Origin of the sequence: Nonomuraea sp. NPDC050547, from assembly GCF_044457345.1 — a bacterium.
Lineage (GTDB): Bacteria > Actinomycetota > Actinomycetes > Streptosporangiales > Streptosporangiaceae > Nonomuraea.
On the sequence record NZ_JBITGW010000004.1, the window covers coordinates 386,865 to 400,624 of the forward strand.

General features: G+C 70.4%; 14 protein-coding genes. 11 read left to right on the forward strand and 3 right to left on the reverse strand.

All coding sequences use genetic code 11. From position 1 onward, the window contains the following. The first annotated feature begins 7 nt into the window (after positions 1-7). From ACIBHY_RS12550 to ACIBHY_RS12560, 3 genes are all read left to right on the forward strand, one after another. The gene (locus ACIBHY_RS12550; RefSeq protein WP_184965844.1) at positions 8-409 is read left to right on the forward strand and encodes a Mov34/MPN/PAD-1 family protein; all 402 of its coding nucleotides are present in this window, start codon (positions 8-10) and stop codon (positions 407-409) included. Positions 410-553: 144 nt separating this feature from the next. After that, entirely contained in the window at positions 554-832 is a 279-nt protein-coding gene (locus ACIBHY_RS12555) for a MoaD/ThiS family protein (protein ID WP_157249969.1), read from the forward strand. Between the two features lie 55 nt (positions 833-887). Continuing rightward, on the forward strand, positions 888-1,835 hold the full coding sequence (locus ACIBHY_RS12560) for a PLP-dependent cysteine synthase family protein (RefSeq protein ID WP_397253327.1): 948 nt from the start codon (positions 888-890) through the stop codon (positions 1,833-1,835). Positions 1,836-2,293: 458 nt separating this feature from the next. Here the strand turns inward: ACIBHY_RS12560 and ACIBHY_RS12565 are convergent, their stop codons facing one another. Further along, entirely contained in the window at positions 2,294-4,138 is a 1,845-nt protein-coding gene (locus tag ACIBHY_RS12565) for a DUF3352 domain-containing protein (protein ID WP_397253329.1), read from the reverse strand. A gap of 83 nt (positions 4,139-4,221) precedes the next feature. Further along, a complete protein-coding gene (locus ACIBHY_RS12570; protein ID WP_397095041.1) occupies positions 4,222-4,545 on the reverse strand; it encodes a hypothetical protein in 324 nt (107 codons plus the stop codon). A gap of 113 nt (positions 4,546-4,658) precedes the next feature. Here ACIBHY_RS12570 and ACIBHY_RS12575 point away from each other — a divergent pair, with 113 nt between their 5' ends. From ACIBHY_RS12575 to ACIBHY_RS12585, 3 genes are read left to right on the forward strand one after another with little or no spacing between them, the layout of a single operon-like run. Continuing rightward, entirely contained in the window at positions 4,659-5,447 is a 789-nt protein-coding gene (locus tag ACIBHY_RS12575; protein WP_397306706.1) for a thioesterase family protein, read from the forward strand. A gap of 55 nt (positions 5,448-5,502) precedes the next feature. After that, positions 5,503-6,327 carry a glutamate racemase gene (gene murI, locus ACIBHY_RS12580; protein WP_397253333.1) on the forward strand — a complete coding sequence of 275 codons (825 nt, stop codon included), beginning with the start codon at positions 5,503-5,505 and terminating at the stop codon, positions 6,325-6,327. Beyond that, the gene (locus ACIBHY_RS12585) at positions 6,324-7,076 is read left to right on the forward strand and encodes an MBL fold metallo-hydrolase (RefSeq protein ID WP_397306707.1); all 753 of its coding nucleotides are present in this window, start codon (positions 6,324-6,326) and stop codon (positions 7,074-7,076) included. Before murI ends, ACIBHY_RS12585 begins: the two co-directional genes overlap by 4 nt. On the opposite strand, the gene ACIBHY_RS12590 is transcribed toward ACIBHY_RS12585, so the two are convergent. Further along, positions 7,061-8,257: an MFS transporter gene (locus ACIBHY_RS12590; RefSeq protein ID WP_397306708.1), complete on the reverse strand. Its 1,197-nt coding sequence runs from the start codon at positions 8,255-8,257 to the stop codon at positions 7,061-7,063. The genes ACIBHY_RS12585 and ACIBHY_RS12590 overlap by 16 nt on opposite strands. Before the next feature lie 110 nt (positions 8,258-8,367). On the opposite strand from ACIBHY_RS12590, the gene rph reads away from it, so the two are divergent. The 5 genes from rph to ACIBHY_RS12615 are packed head-to-tail and all read left to right on the forward strand — an operon-like array spanning position 8,368 to position 13,746. Then, positions 8,368-9,087, forward strand: coding sequence for a ribonuclease PH (rph, locus tag ACIBHY_RS12595; protein ID WP_379609173.1), 720 nt, complete (start codon positions 8,368-8,370; stop codon positions 9,085-9,087). Beyond that, on the forward strand, positions 9,084-9,680 hold the full coding sequence (gene rdgB / locus ACIBHY_RS12600) for an RdgB/HAM1 family non-canonical purine NTP pyrophosphatase (protein ID WP_397253339.1): 597 nt from the start codon (positions 9,084-9,086) through the stop codon (positions 9,678-9,680). The genes rph and rdgB overlap by 4 nt, the downstream gene beginning before the upstream one ends. 35 nt (positions 9,681-9,715) lie before the next feature. Further along, complete coding sequence (locus ACIBHY_RS12605; protein WP_397306709.1) at positions 9,716-11,314, forward strand: molybdopterin-dependent oxidoreductase; 1,599 nt, start codon at positions 9,716-9,718, stop codon at positions 11,312-11,314. A gap of 49 nt (positions 11,315-11,363) precedes the next feature. After that, positions 11,364-12,341, forward strand: coding sequence for a LacI family DNA-binding transcriptional regulator (locus ACIBHY_RS12610; protein WP_397306710.1), 978 nt, complete (start codon positions 11,364-11,366; stop codon positions 12,339-12,341). Next, the gene (locus ACIBHY_RS12615; RefSeq protein ID WP_397306711.1) at positions 12,328-13,746 is read left to right on the forward strand and encodes an arylsulfatase; all 1,419 of its coding nucleotides are present in this window, start codon (positions 12,328-12,330) and stop codon (positions 13,744-13,746) included. Before ACIBHY_RS12610 ends, ACIBHY_RS12615 begins: the two co-directional genes overlap by 14 nt. Positions 13,747-13,760 lie beyond the last annotated feature (14 nt).

Genomic DNA, 13,760 nt, shown 5'->3' on the forward strand with positions numbered 1-13,760 from the left:
CCGCCCCATGCTGACGATCTCGCAGGAACTGGTGGACAGGATCGTGGCCCACGCGCGGGCCGACCACCCCGACGAGGCGTGTGGGGTCATCGCGGGGCGAAATGGGGTACCCGAGCGGTTCATCCCCATGGAGAACGCCGAGCGCTCGCCCACCTTCTACCGTTTCGACTCGCTGGAGCAGCTGCGCGTCTGGCGGGAGATGGACGACAACGACGAGGAACCCGTCGTGATCTACCACTCCCACACCGCCACCGAGGCCTACCCCTCACGCACCGACGTGAGCTACGCCGCCGAGCCGAACGCCCATTACGTGCTCGTCTCAACCCGTGAAGAGGACGAGACCGAATTCCGCTCCTACCGCATCCTCGACGGGGAGATCAGCGAAGAGGAGGTAAGGTTTATCCCATGAGGACCGTCGCCACCGCCGCCGCGCGGGTGCGTCATGTCCAGAGCTTCCTCTTCGCGCACACGCCCTCTGTCGTCGTCTACGACTGTCGCTGAACGGTCCCCCGCTCACCCCGACACATCCCGACATGAGGAGACCTGATCAGCGATGGCCATTGAGGTACGCATCCCCACCATCCTGCGCAACTACACCGACGGCGCCAAGGCCGTCGACGCCGAGGGCGCCACGCTCGACGAGCTGATCGCGAACCTGGAGTCCCGGCACCCCGGCATCAAGGACCGCCTGGTCGACCAGGGCGCCCTGCGCCGGTTCGTGAACGTCTACCTGAACGACGAGGACGTGCGTTTCCTCGGCGGTCTCGGCACGCCCGTGTCCGACGGTGACACGGTGACCGTCCTGCCCGCCGTCGCCGGCGGCGCGAGCTAGATTCCTTTAGCGCCGGCCCTGCCCGGGGCCGCGCCCGAGGCGGAAGCCGTACACGATGCGCTTTGAATCTTTGATCGACTCCGTCGGCCGCACGCCGCTCGTCGGGCTGCCCCGGCTCTCGCCCTCCGATGAGGTGCGCGTGTGGGCCAAGCTCGAGGATCGCAACCCCACCGGCTCCATCAAGGACCGTCCCGCGCTGTGGATGATCGAGCAGGCGGAGAAGGACGGCCTGCTCACCCCCGGCTGCACGATCCTGGAGCCGACCAGCGGCAACACCGGCATCTCGCTGGCGATGTCGGCGAAGCTGAAGGGGTACCGGCTGATCTGCGTCATGCCGGAGAACACCTCGGACGAGCGGCGTCAGCTGCTGCGGATGTGGGGCGCGGAGATCATCTCCTCGCCCGCGGCCGGCGGCTCGAACGAGGCCGTCCGGGTGGCCAAGGGGCTCGCGGCCGAACATCCCGACTGGGTGATGCTGTACCAGTACGGGAACCCGGCCAACTGGCGCTCCCACTACGAGTCGACGGGGCCGGAGATCCTCGCCGACCTGCCCACGGTGACGCACTTCGTCGCCGGCCTGGGGACGACCGGGACGTTGATGGGGGTGGGGCGGTTCCTGCGGGAGCGGGTGCCGGGGGTGCAGATCGTCGCGGCCGAGCCCCGTTATGGGGAGCTGGTGTATGGGCTGCGGAATGTGGACGAGGGGTTCATTCCTGAGCTTTATGACGAGTCTGTGCTGACCACGCGGTTCTCGGTGGGATCGGGGGACGCCTTGCGGCGTACCCGGGAGTTGCTGGCGGGGGAAGGGATCTTCGCCGGGGTGTCCACCGGGGCGGCTTTGCACGCGGCGCTGGGGGTCGCCGCGAAGGCGGTCAAGGCGGGGGAGCGGGCGGACGTGGTGTTCGTGGTGGCGGACGGCGGGTGGAAGTACCTGTCCACGGGCGCGTACGAGGGGACCCTCGACGAGGCCGAGGAGCGCCTCGACGGGCAGTTGTGGGCCTGATCTCTTCTATTCAGCCCACGCTTTTTTAAGGGTTACGGCGGGGCCACGTGGGCGCCTCCCGCCGACGCGGGTCGCCGCCGATCGTCGGGCGCTTCTCACGTCGCACGTGGTCCCCGCCGCCACAAGCCACCCTTGACCGGAACCGTGCTTCCCACCTTGCCGACCGCCCCCATGGCGCCGGGCTCCGCCGTGCGGCGTCTCGCCGTTGCGGCGCTGACAAGCGTGGAGGTGGCGCGCTGTGGCGCGGGTGCCGCGTTGCGGCCGCCTCGTGGGGCACGGGCGTGGGTGACGCTTTGTGCCGTGGGTCCTGTCGCTTGGCCGCCGTGCGCGTTGCGCCGGGCTCCTGCACGCCGTCTCGCCGTACCGGCGCTGACAAGCGAGGGGGTGGTGTCGCGTATGTGGGTGGGTGTGGGGAAGGGGCGGCACCCCATGGGGTGCCGCCCCTTCTTGGCGTTCTCTTAGTTGAACAGGAGGCGGAGGGAGAAGGTGGCCTCGGTGGTGGTCTGCTTGCCGCTCAGGCCCACTGCTCGCAGGACCTGCAGGTTGGCCTTGTCGTCCCCCTGCATCGACTCCAGGTAGAGCTTTTCTACCTTGTCCAGGTCCACGAAGATCGCGTAGCTGGTTGAGGAGGCGTCCGGGATGGCGGTTTTGAAGGTTTCGCTGTCGCCCAGGGCGCCTTCCTCGGCGAGTTTCTTGGCGTACTCATCCGTGGTGGCCAGGGTGAAGGTGCCGTCGCCGGGGACCTTGGCGATCTTGGGGGCCGGCTGGCCCTGGGAAGTGATCGCCTTTTCGACCTTGTCGACGATGGCCTGTGCCTTGGCGGGGTCCGTGACGATGCGGACGCCGGCCTTGAACTGCTGGGAGTCGAGGCCCTCGCCGTCCACCGCGAAGGTCAGGTTCTTGCCCAGGATGGTGGCCAGGTCGTCGGGCAGGGCCAGGCCGTACTGGGTCTTGGCCTGCTCCACGAACTGCTTCATCTGGGCACCGCCGGGTGTGGCGGACATGGACTGTTCGATCTCGGCCCACTTCTTGGTGATGAGCTGGTCGAGGCCCGAGATGGAGAACGCGCCCGCGGTGCTGGCGGGCAGCGTGGCGAGGTTGGCCGACTCGGGGTCGCTGCTCACCAGGCCGTCGGCGCCTCTGACGATGCCGGCGAGTTCGGCGTAGGCGGCGTCGAAGCGGACGGCGCCGGCGAAGCGGGCGTTCTTGACCTGCTCGAACGCCTTCGTCTCCTCCGGGGACATGTCAGGCTTGGCCAGCTGGCCGATCTTGCCTACGTGGCCCCAGAACGACAGGACGCCCTGCTCGCCCACGGCGTCGAGGTCGCCGCTGAAGTCGCTGTTGTCGGCGAGGCTGGTCGAGCCGGTGGCGTACTTGTCGGCGTCGGCCTGCTTCTCGGTGAGGATGGCGTAGTCCTCGCGGAAGGCGACGCCGTACTTCTCCTCGCCCATGAGCTTGGCGATGCCCGCCTTGGCCTGCTCCTCGTCCTTGACCTGGACGGCCACGGCGAAGCCGGGGTCCTTCTTGCCGGCGGCGGGCGGCAGGACGCCGACGCCGATCCGGCTGCCGAGCCAGGGGTCGATGTCCTTGGCGAAGTCCAGCTTGGACAGCCGCTCGTCGTCCTTCTTGGCCGCGTCGAACAGCGCCTGGCGCGGGTCCTCGCCCTTGAAGGAGTCCTTGGTGACGGTGAACTTCCTGGCGAGCTGGAACAACGCCACCTTCTGGTTGGCGGCGGGGTCGAGGTCCAGGCGCATGTAGGCGAAGGACTCGGCGGGCAGCACCTCGTGCGGCTGTGTGCCACCGCCGCCCAGGGCGCTCAGCGCGTAGACGGTGCCGCCGCCGAACAGGATGACGGCCAGCGCCGCGATGCCGGCGATGATCCAGCCCTTGCGGTTGCCGCCGCCCTGCTTGACCGGCGGCTCCGAGGGGCCGAAACCTTCGGGGCCCTCCTGCTGCCAGCCGCCCTGCTGGGGCTGGCCGCCGTACTGCTGTTGCTGCTGGTTGTAGGGCTGCTGGCCGCCATAGGGCTGCTGGCCGTACTGCTGCTGCTGGTCATATGAGGGCTGGCCATACGAAGGCTGGTCATATGAGGGCTGGCCGTAGGCAGGCTGACCGTAGTTGGGCTGGCCTTGGGACGGCTGCTGCTGCCCGTAAGCGGCCTGCTGACCGTAGGGCTGCTGCTGGCCGTACTGGGGCTGCTGCTGGTAAGGCTGCTGCGGCGGGTACGGCTGCTGCTCCTCGTTCCAGCGGTATGCCGTCGTCCGATCCGGATCCTGGCCACTCGGGGGATTATTCGCAGACATCACTCAACTCACAATGTGGATTTTTGACCACATGGAAGTTATCGGATGTCTCTAGCGGATCGCTTGCAATGGACTAAATCGTGTTACACCCGTGAAAGCTCCTTCTTCTGGGCCTTGAGGATCACCTCACCGTCCCCGTAGTCCTCGACGGTCTCCCACGGCACGAACGTGCACCCCGTATAGACGACCTTGGCCACCGCCTCGGACACCCACCCGAACCGGCCCTCGCGATCGCGGGTCAGCCCGAAGAAGACCGGTCCGCGGATGGCCGAGACCACCAATCCGTAGACCGTGTGGCTCTCCTGGAGGCCGCCCTTGTTCCTGACCACGCGTACGTCCACGACGTGTCCGACCCAGATGCCCTGGGAATCCCAGACCGACTGCCCCATGAGCTCGGTGAGTGCCATGCGCGCGACCCTCGCACCAGAATCACGTTTACGCAGGTAGGCGCGCTGATAGGCGGGATGCCCTAGAGTATGGGTTTACTAGAATTTAGTTCCGGACTTGAGGTGGCAACGGGATGACCAAGTTCGACGAGGCGACCCAGGCGATCAGGGTCGACGACCAGACCTACGACGTCTGCCTCGACCCCGGCTACGCGATCGGGGGACCGCTCAACGGCGGCTACCTGATGGCGGTGATCCTGCGGGCCGCGGTGGACGCCTCGCCGTTCGAGCATCCGGTGAGCACCTCGGCGCAGTTCCTCAAGGCTCCGGTGCCGGGGCCGGCGCGGGTGCTGGTGGAGCCGCTCAAGGCCGGCCGTACCGTGGGATTCGCCCGCGCGCGGCTGATCCAGAACGACATGCCGCAGATCGAGGCCCTGATCACCACGGCCACGCTGGCGGGCGCCGCCCCCGGCTTCAGCGAGAAGCCGCCCGTGCTGCCCCCGATCGAGGACTGCCGGAAGCTGCCCGATCCCAAGCCCGAGTCCGGCATGACGCTCAACGCCCAGCTCGACCTGCGCTTCGACCCGCCCACGATCGGCTGGCTGTCCGGCCGGCCGAGCGGCCGCCCCGAGTCGCGCGCCTACTTCCGGATGGCCGAAGAGCAGGACCCCGACCCGTACGTGCTGGCGCTGGCCGTGGACGTGCTGCCGCCCGTGGTGTTCTCGGCAGGGCACCGCGGCTGGGCGCCGACCGTGGACCTGACCTGGCACCTTCGCGCCGTCCCCGCCCCCGGCTGGCTGACGGTGACGGGCAGCGGCCGCCTCATCTCCGACGGCTGGTTCGACGAGGAGGTCGAGGTCTGGGACTCGGCCGGCCGCCTGGTGGCTCAGTCGAGGCAGCTGGCCAGGGTGGGACGCGGGTGACAATGTGAGCATTCTTACGCGGTGAAGTCGTGGCAGGTCGCCTACCCTCGAATGCGTGCCAGACGCGAGCATCGGGATCTTCGACAGCGGGGTGGGCGGCCTGACGGTCGCCAGGGCGATCATCGACCAGCTGCCTCATGAGTCCGTCACCTACGTCGCCGACACGGCCAACCAGCCGTATGGTCCCAAACGCATCGCGGAGCTGCGCAAGTACGCCTTGGAGGTGATGGACCACCTCGTCGAGACCGGCGTCAAGATGCTCGTGATCGCCTGCAACAGCGCCAGTGCCGCCGTGCTGCGCGACGCTCGCGAGCGCTACGACGTCCCGGTCGTCGAGGTGATCCAGCCGGCCACCCGCCGGGCCGTGCGGGCCACCCGCAACGGCCGGGTCGGCGTGATCGCCACCCGAGCGACCATCGAGTCGATGGCCTACAACGACGCCTTCACCGCCGCACCCGACATGCGCCTGACCGGAGTGGCCGCCCCACGCCTGGTCGAGTACGTCGAACGCGGTGAGACGATGAGCGAGGAGCTCATCGAGGTGCTCCGCGGCTACCTGGCGCCCGTCCAGGACGACGGATGCGACACGCTGATCCTGGGCTGCACCCATTATCCGCTCCTGACCGGCGCGATCTCCTACGTCGCCGGCGACGGCGTCACGCTGGTCTCCAGCGCCGACGAGACGGCCAAGGACGTCTACCGGATCCTGCACGACCGCGGCCTGGCGGCCGGGAACGGCGCCACCCCCCGGCACCGATTCCTCGCCACCGGCGACTCGACCCTGTTCGCCCAGCTCGGGCGGCGCTTCCTGGGGCCGGAGATCGACGCGGTCGACCTCGCACCCGTGGGGGGTAGTACCTCTTATGGGAGGCCCACATGAAGGTGACCATCGTCGGCTGCTCGGGCAGTTTCCCGGGCCCGGACAGCCCCGCTTCCTGCTACCTGCTGGAGGCCGAGGGGTTCAGGTTGCTGCTCGACTTCGGCAGTGGAGCGCTGGGAGCGCTCCAACGCCACATCGACCTCTATGACGTCGATGCCATCTGCCTCACCCATCTGCACGCCGACCACTGTCTCGACCTGTGCGGATATCACGTGGCACGCACCTACGGGCCGGCCGCGCCGTACCCGAGAGTGCCCGTCTACGCGCCGAAGGACGCTTCGCGGAGGCTCGCCGCCGCCTACGGCATGCCCGAGGAGCCGGGCCTGGAGACCGCCTTCGACTTCGTCGCGCTGGCGCCGGGCACCTTCGAGATCGGGCCGTTCACGGTGACGGCCGGGCGCGTCAACCATCCTGTCGAGACGTACGGCTTCCGCGCCGCCCACGGCGGGCGCAGCGTCGCCTACTCCGGCGACACGGGCGAGTCCGAGGAACTGGTACGGCTGGCCGACGGCGCCGACCTGCTCCTGTGCGAAGCCTCCTTCCTGGAGGGCCCCGACCTGCCGCGAGGCCTGCACCTGACCGGCCGCCAGGCCGCCGAACACGCGGCCAAGGCGGGTGTGGGCCGGCTCGTGCTGACCCACCTGGTGCCGTGGCACGACCGCCTGCGGGTGCTCGACGAGGCCTCGACCGGCGCGTTCGCCGGCCCGATCGAGCTGGCCCGCAGCGGGGCGGTCTACGAGCTGGCCTGAACCTTCACGAAGTCCCGCATGCGCGGCAGCCGGGAGAACAGCAGGGGCGCGAACGACACCAGCCGCCCCGCCATGAACACCCACAGCGCCTCGCGCACGCCGATCTCATGGGCCACGATGCCGCCGAGCAGCGCGCCGACCGGCATCGTGCCCCAGACGATGAACCTGACCGTGGCGTTGACGCGGCCGAGCATGTTCTCCGGCATGACCGTCTGCCGGTAGGTGATCACGCCGATGTTGTAGAGGATGCCGCCGAAGGACAGGGCGATCGAGGTCAGCGCGAAGAAGGAGACGCGCCAGTCGGCCTCGGTCATGGGAAGCAGCAGGCCGAAGGGCGAGCTGAGGGCGAGGGCCAGCCAGGTGACCCTGGCCTGGCCGTACCTTCTGAACAGCCAGGCGCCGAGCACGCCGCCGAGCAGACCGCCCATCGCGCCCGACATGAGCAGCACGCCGATGAATCCGGGCGGCAGGTGCACCACCGTGGCCAGGAATAACACCGACAGGCTGAGCACGGCGCTCACGCAGATGTTGGTCGCGGCGGTCGCGGCGAGAAACGCGCGTAACACCTGGTCACCCCATACGGCCCGCATCCCGGCGGCGATGTCCGGCAGGAGCCGGGAACGTTCCGATCGCACGGGTGCCGCATCCGGTTTCTTGATCGTGCCCAGGAAGACGGCCGAGGCGAGCGCGGCCAGAGCGGTGGCCAGCATGGTGCGCGGAGCGCCCAGCAACTGCACCAGCGCGCCCCCCAGGCTCGGACCGGCCAGCGCGCCCCCGTTGCGCACGACCTCCAGCTTGGCGTTGCCGTCGGTGAGCTCTTCCTTGCCGACCAGCGACGGCAGGTACGTCGGGTCGGCGACGTCATTGAAGACCTGGGCCAGACCGGCGAGCAGGGCGACCGTGTAGAGGACCGGCATGCTCAGCACGCCCAGCGCGGCGGCCAGCGGAATGCTGCTCAGCAGCAGGAAGCGGCCCGCGTCGGCGAGCATCATCACCCTGCGCTTGCGCAGGCGGTCCACCCACACCCCCGCGGGCAGCCCGATGATCAGAAACGCGGCGGACTGCAGCGCTGCGAGCGCGCCCACCTCAAGCGGCGACGCGTGCAACGACAGCACGGCGACCAGGGGGAGAGCCACCCGTGCGATGTTGGCTCCGAACTCGTTGGCCAGATGTGAGCCCATGAATCGGAGGAAGTCCGGGTTACGTAACACCCCCGTTGTCATTGGGTAAGGATCTATGTCTAGGCCGGGGGCGGTCAAGGGCATACGCCCGCGGAGATAGGGTGATCTGCATGTCTCGACAGGATGGCCGCACTCCCGACCAGCTCCGCCCGATCACCATCACCCGTGATTGGCTCACCCACGCGGAGGGCTCCGTGCTGGTGGAGTTCGGCGGCACCAGGGTCCTGTGCGCCGCCTCCGTCCAGGACAGCGTGCCGCGCTGGCGGCGCGGCAGCGGGCAGGGCTGGGTCACCGCCGAGTACGCCATGCTGCCCCGCGCGACCAACACCCGCAACGATCGCGAGTCGGTCCGCGGCAAGATCGGCGGGCGCACCCATGAGATCTCCCGCCTGATCGGCCGCTCGCTGCGCGCCTGCGTCGACTACAAGGCCCTGGGCGAGAACTCGGTGCTGATCGACTGCGACGTGCTGCAGGCCGACGGCGGCACCCGCACGGCCGCGATCACCGGCGCGTACGTCGCGCTGGCCGACGCGGTCGCGTGGATGCGCAAGCGCAAGATGTGTCCGGGAGACCCGCTGGTCGGCTCGGTCGCCGCGGTCTCCGTGGGCGTCGTGGGCACGGTGCCGATGCTCGACCTCTGCTACACCGAGGACGTCGCCGCCGAGACCGACATGAACGTCGTCATGACCGGCGAGGGCAGCTTCGTCGAGGTGCAGGGCACCGCCGAGGGCGTGCCCTTCGACCGTGACGCCCTCAACCAGCTCCTCGACCTGGCCGTCACCGGCTGCGAGGAGCTGACGCTCCACCAGCAGGAGGCACTGCGCGCGTGAAGATCATCCTTGCCACCCGCAACAAGGGTAAGATCGCCGAGCTGCGGCGCATCCTCGCCGGCTTCGACATCGTCGGGCTTGAGGAGTTCCCCGAGATCGAGGACGTCGTGGAGACCGGCGTCACCTTCGAGGAGAACGCCCTGCTCAAGGCAGTCGCGGTCGCCCAGGGCTCGGGGCTGCCCGCGGTCGCCGACGACTCCGGGCTCTGCGTCGACGTGCTCAACGGCATGCCCGGCGTCTTCTCGGCCCGGTGGGCGGGCCGTCACGGCGACGACGAGGCCAACATCGACCTGCTGCTCGCCCAGGTGGGCGACGTGCCCGACCCGCTGCTGACCGCGCACTTCGCCTGCTCGGCCGCGCTCGCGCTGCCCACTGGGGAGACGCGGGCGGTCGAGGGCACGCTGCCCGGCCGGCTGATCCGCGAGCGCCGCGGGTCCCACGGCTTCGGCTACGACCCGATCTTCTTGCCGGACGGCGGCAGCCGTACCGCGGCCGAGCTCTCGCCCGAGGAGAAGGACGCCATCAGCCACCGGGGCCGCGCGTTCCGCGCCCTCGACCCGATCGTCCGCGAACTCCTCGTAACCAGGGCGTAAGATCCTCCACCCCTCCGCCGGCGTAGCGTCGGGGTGTGCGTAGACATGTGGTTCCCGCGTGGGCGGGAGCGCTGGCCGGGTTCGTGGCCGGGGCCGTGGCACTGGGCGTGGCCCAGCTGGTCGCGGCCGTCGTGCGGCCCGAGGCCTTTCCCGTGGCGGCCGTGGGTGACGCGGTCGTGGACCTGTCGCCCGCTCCGGTCAAGGACTGGGCGATCGCGACGTTCGGCGAGAACGACAAGACCGTCCTGGTCGCGGGGGTGCTCGTGCTGCTCGCGGCGGCCGCCGCCGGTCTCGGTGTGCTGGCGGCCCGGCGGATCGGGTACGGCCAGGCGGGGCTGGCCGCGTTTGCCGTCATCGGGGTGTGGGCGGTGCTGACCCGTCCCGACGCCGGTCCGGCCGACGTGCTGCCGACCGTCGCCGGGCTCGGGGTGGGGATCTGGGCGCTCGGCCTTCTGGTACGGCGGGCCTACACGACGGCCGATGGTCCGGCCGGGGATGGTCCGGCGGGGGATGGACCGGCAGGTGGCGGGCCGTCTGAGTGGCCTACTGTTCATGGGCCGGAGATGGCTTTCGACCGGCGGCGGCTGCTGGTCGGGGCGGCCGGTGGCGCGGTGGCCGCGGGCGCCTCCACCATCCTGGGCCGGGCTTGGTCCGGGTCCGAGGCGATCGATGCCGCCCGCGGCGGCCTCGTCCTGCCGAAGGCGGCCACGCCCGCAGCGCCGCTCCCGCAGGGCGTGGACTTCCGGCTCAACGGCCTCACCCCCTTCGTCACGAAAAATCGGGACTTCTATAGGGTCGACACCGCGCTGATCCTGCCCAGGATCGACCCCAGGGAGTGGCGGCTGCGCATCCACGGCATGGTCGACCGCCCCATCGAGCTGACCTACGCCGACCTGCTCAAACGCCCCCTCACCGAGGCCGATGTCACGCTCACCTGCGTCTCCAACGAGGTCGGCGGCGACCTGGCCGGCAACGCCCGCTGGCTCGGCGTGCCGCTGGCCGCGATCCTGCGCGAGGCGGGCGTCCAGAGCGCCGCCGACATGCTGCTGTCCACCTCCGACGACGGCTGGACCTGCGGAACTCCCGTGGACGTGGTCATGGACGGCAGAAACGCGCTGCTGGCCGTCGGCATGAACGGCGAGCCGCTCCCGCTCACGCACGGCTTCCCGGTCCGGCAGGTCGTGCCCGGACTGTACGGGTACGTCTCGGCCACCAAATGGGTGGTCGACATCAAGGTCACCCGCTTCGACCGGGACGAGGCGTACTGGACGCCGCGCGGCTGGTCGGCCAAGGGGCCCATCAAGACGCAGTCACGCATCGACCTGCCGAGGGACCGGGCCAAGGTGGCGGCGGGCCGTACGACCATCGCGGGGGTGGCGTGGGCGCAGCACACCGGCGTGGACGCCGTCGAGGTGCGGGTGGACGGCGGCGCGTGGCAGCAGGCCCGGCTGGCGCAGGCGCCGACCGCCGACACCTGGCGGCAGTGGGCGCTCGACTGGCAGGCCACGCCGGGTGAGCACACGATCCAGGTGCGGGCCACCGACGCGGCGGGCCGTACGCAGACCGAGCAGAAGGCGCCGGTGGCGCCGGACGGCGCGAGCGGGTGGCACACGATCTCCGTGCGGGTGGGCTGAGTGAGGGCGGGCCGTTGACGGCTCGGCGTTAAACGTTTAACAATGGGGTGTGCCGCCCAAACCGACCGTCCGTGACGTCGCGCGCCTGGCCGGGGTCTCGGTGGCGACCGTCTCCTACGTGCTCAACAAACGCGACGACGGCCGCGCCAGGCCGGAGACCCGCGAGCGCGTGCTCGCCGCCGCGGCCGAACTCGGCTACTCGCCCAGCTTCGCCGCGCGCGGGCTGCGGCGGGGGCGGACCGAGCAGGTGTACGTCGTGCCGCGGCGGCCGGGCTCGCCCTTCGCCGCCGCCCTGGCCCGCGACCTGTCGGCGGTGGCAGAACGCCACGGGTACGCGACCGCGATGTTCGTCCAGGGCGACTGGGAGGGCTACCTGCGCCGGCACGTCGCCGACGGGGCCGCGATCGACCTGTGGCACCGGCGTGGCTTCGACCAGGCCAGGCTCGAGCCGCTCGTCGGGATGGGCCTGGCGCTGCTGGTGTTCGGCAACGGGATCGAACCCGACGGCTTCGACGTGGTCCGCAGCAACGAGCTGCAGGCCTGTGAGGAGGCCGTGCGCTACCTCGCCGGTGCCGGGCACCGGCGCATCGCCTGCCTGCGCCGCTGGCCGGGCGAAGGGCAGGACGACTATCGGGCGGTGCGCTTCGAGGCCTATCGGAATGTGCTGGGGGAACTGCCCGAGGAGTGGCTCATGCCGTACACGGACAATTCCTGGGAACGCGGGCACGACGCCGCGCTCGCGCTCCTCGACCGGCCCGACCGGCCCACCGCGATCTTCGCGCTGAGCGACTCCGCCGGGGTCGCCGCCTGCTGGGCGGCGCGCAGCCTCGGCCTGCGCGTGCCCGACGACGTGGCGGTCGTCGCCGTCGGCGGCGTGCACGAACCGGACACCCGGGTGACGTTCGTCGAGCCTGACCGCATGGACTTCACCCCCGCCGCCGACCTGCTCTTCGACCGCCTGAGCGACCCCGGCCCCGGCCGGGTCCTGTTCCAGAACTGGAGTCTCGTCCACCGTGGCACAGCCTGACATCCTGGTGATCTTCACCGACCAGTGGCGGGGCGACTGCCTGTCGATCGACGGCCACCCCGTCGTCGAGACGCCCTTCATCGACCGCTGGGCCTCCGGAGCCCGCCGCTTCACCAGGGCCTACTCCGCCAACCCCACCTGCGTCCCGGCCCGCGCCTCCCTCATGACCGGTCAGCGCGCCACCACCCACGGCCGCGTCGGGTACGCCGACGGCGTGCCCTGGGACTACGAGACCACCATGGCGGGCGCCTTCACCGAGCACGGCTACCGCACCCACGCCATCGGCAAGATGCACGTCTACCCCGAGCGCAGCACCCTCGGCTTCGAAAGCGTCGAACTCCACGACGGCTACCTGCACCACGCCCGCCGGCACGCCGCCGACCTGGCCGACATCGACGACTACGTGCCCTGGCTGCGCGCGGCCACCGGCCGGGCCGACGCGGACTACGCCGAGCACGGCGTCGACTGCAACAGCACCGTGGCCAGGCCCTGGGACAAGCCCGAGTGGCAGCACCCGACGAACTGGGTCACCCAGCGGACCGTGGACTTCCTGCGGACCCGGGATCGTTCGCGGCCGTTCTTCCTCTTCGCCGGCTTCCACCGGCCGCATCCGCCTTATGACCCGCCCGCCTGGGCCTTCGAGCAGTACCTGGGGCGCGAGATGCCGCCGGTCCCGGTGGGGGAGTGGGCCAGGGACATGTGGGGCGACAGCGGGAATCCGTATGACCCGGCCTCGCCGTACCTGGAGCTGCCGCCCGCGCGGCACCAGCGGGCCAGAGCCGGCTACTACGGGCACATGTCGCACATCGACCAGCAGGTGAACCGCATCCTCGAAGTGCTCGCCGAGGAGGGGGCCGACAACACGATCGTGCTGTTCACCTCCGACCACGGGGAGATGATGGGCGACCACCACCTCTACCGCAAGTCGCTGCCCTACGAGGGGTCGGCGCGTATCCCGTTCATCCTGGGCGGGCCCGGCATCGCGCCCGGAGTGGACACGCGGGTGGTGGAGCTGCGCGACGTCATGCCGACCCTGCTGACCGCCGCCGGGCTGCCCGTCCCCGCCGGGGTGGAGGGGCGCGACGCGGTGTCCGGGCCGCCGCGCCCGGTCCTGCACGGGGAGCATGTGATCTCCGCGCGGGCCGGGAGCGCGCACTGGCTGACCGACGGGCGGTGGAAGTACCTCTGGCGCAGCGGTGACGGGCGCGAGCAGCTGTTCGACCTGGCCGAGGACCCGGACGAGCTGCGCGAGCTGCCGGTCGGCGGGCCGTGGCGGGGCATGCTGGTGGAACGCCTGCGCGGCCGTCCCGAGGGCTTCGTCCGGGACGGTGAACTGGTCGCCGGGCGTCCGGTCGGCGCGGTGCTGCCGGCGAGCTGGGTTCGAGAGAATCGGGCAACTCCCTGACTCAGAGCGACCGG

What these genes read in the sequence shown, in the direction of transcription:
- ACIBHY_RS12550 (WP_184965844.1), top strand. Translation starts at nt 8, where the DNA reads ATGCTGACGATCTCGCAGGAACTGGTGGACAGGATCGTGGCCCACGCG.
- ACIBHY_RS12555 (WP_157249969.1), top strand. Translation starts at nt 554, where the DNA reads ATGGCCATTGAGGTACGCATCCCCACCATCCTGCGCAACTACACCGAC.
- ACIBHY_RS12560 (WP_397253327.1), top strand. Translation starts at nt 888, where the DNA reads ATGCGCTTTGAATCTTTGATCGACTCCGTCGGCCGCACGCCGCTCGTC.
- ACIBHY_RS12565 (WP_397253329.1), bottom strand. Translation starts at nt 4,138, where the DNA reads ATGTCTGCGAATAATCCCCCGAGTGGCCAGGATCCGGATCGGACGACG.
- ACIBHY_RS12570 (WP_397095041.1), bottom strand. Translation starts at nt 4,545, where the DNA reads ATGGCACTCACCGAGCTCATGGGGCAGTCGGTCTGGGATTCCCAGGGC.
- ACIBHY_RS12575 (WP_397306706.1), top strand. Translation starts at nt 4,659, where the DNA reads ATGACCAAGTTCGACGAGGCGACCCAGGCGATCAGGGTCGACGACCAG.
- ACIBHY_RS12585 (WP_397306707.1), top strand. Translation starts at nt 6,324, where the DNA reads ATGAAGGTGACCATCGTCGGCTGCTCGGGCAGTTTCCCGGGCCCGGAC.
- ACIBHY_RS12590 (WP_397306708.1), bottom strand. Translation starts at nt 8,257, where the DNA reads ATGGGCTCACATCTGGCCAACGAGTTCGGAGCCAACATCGCACGGGTG.
- rph (WP_379609173.1), top strand. Translation starts at nt 8,368, where the DNA reads ATGTCTCGACAGGATGGCCGCACTCCCGACCAGCTCCGCCCGATCACC.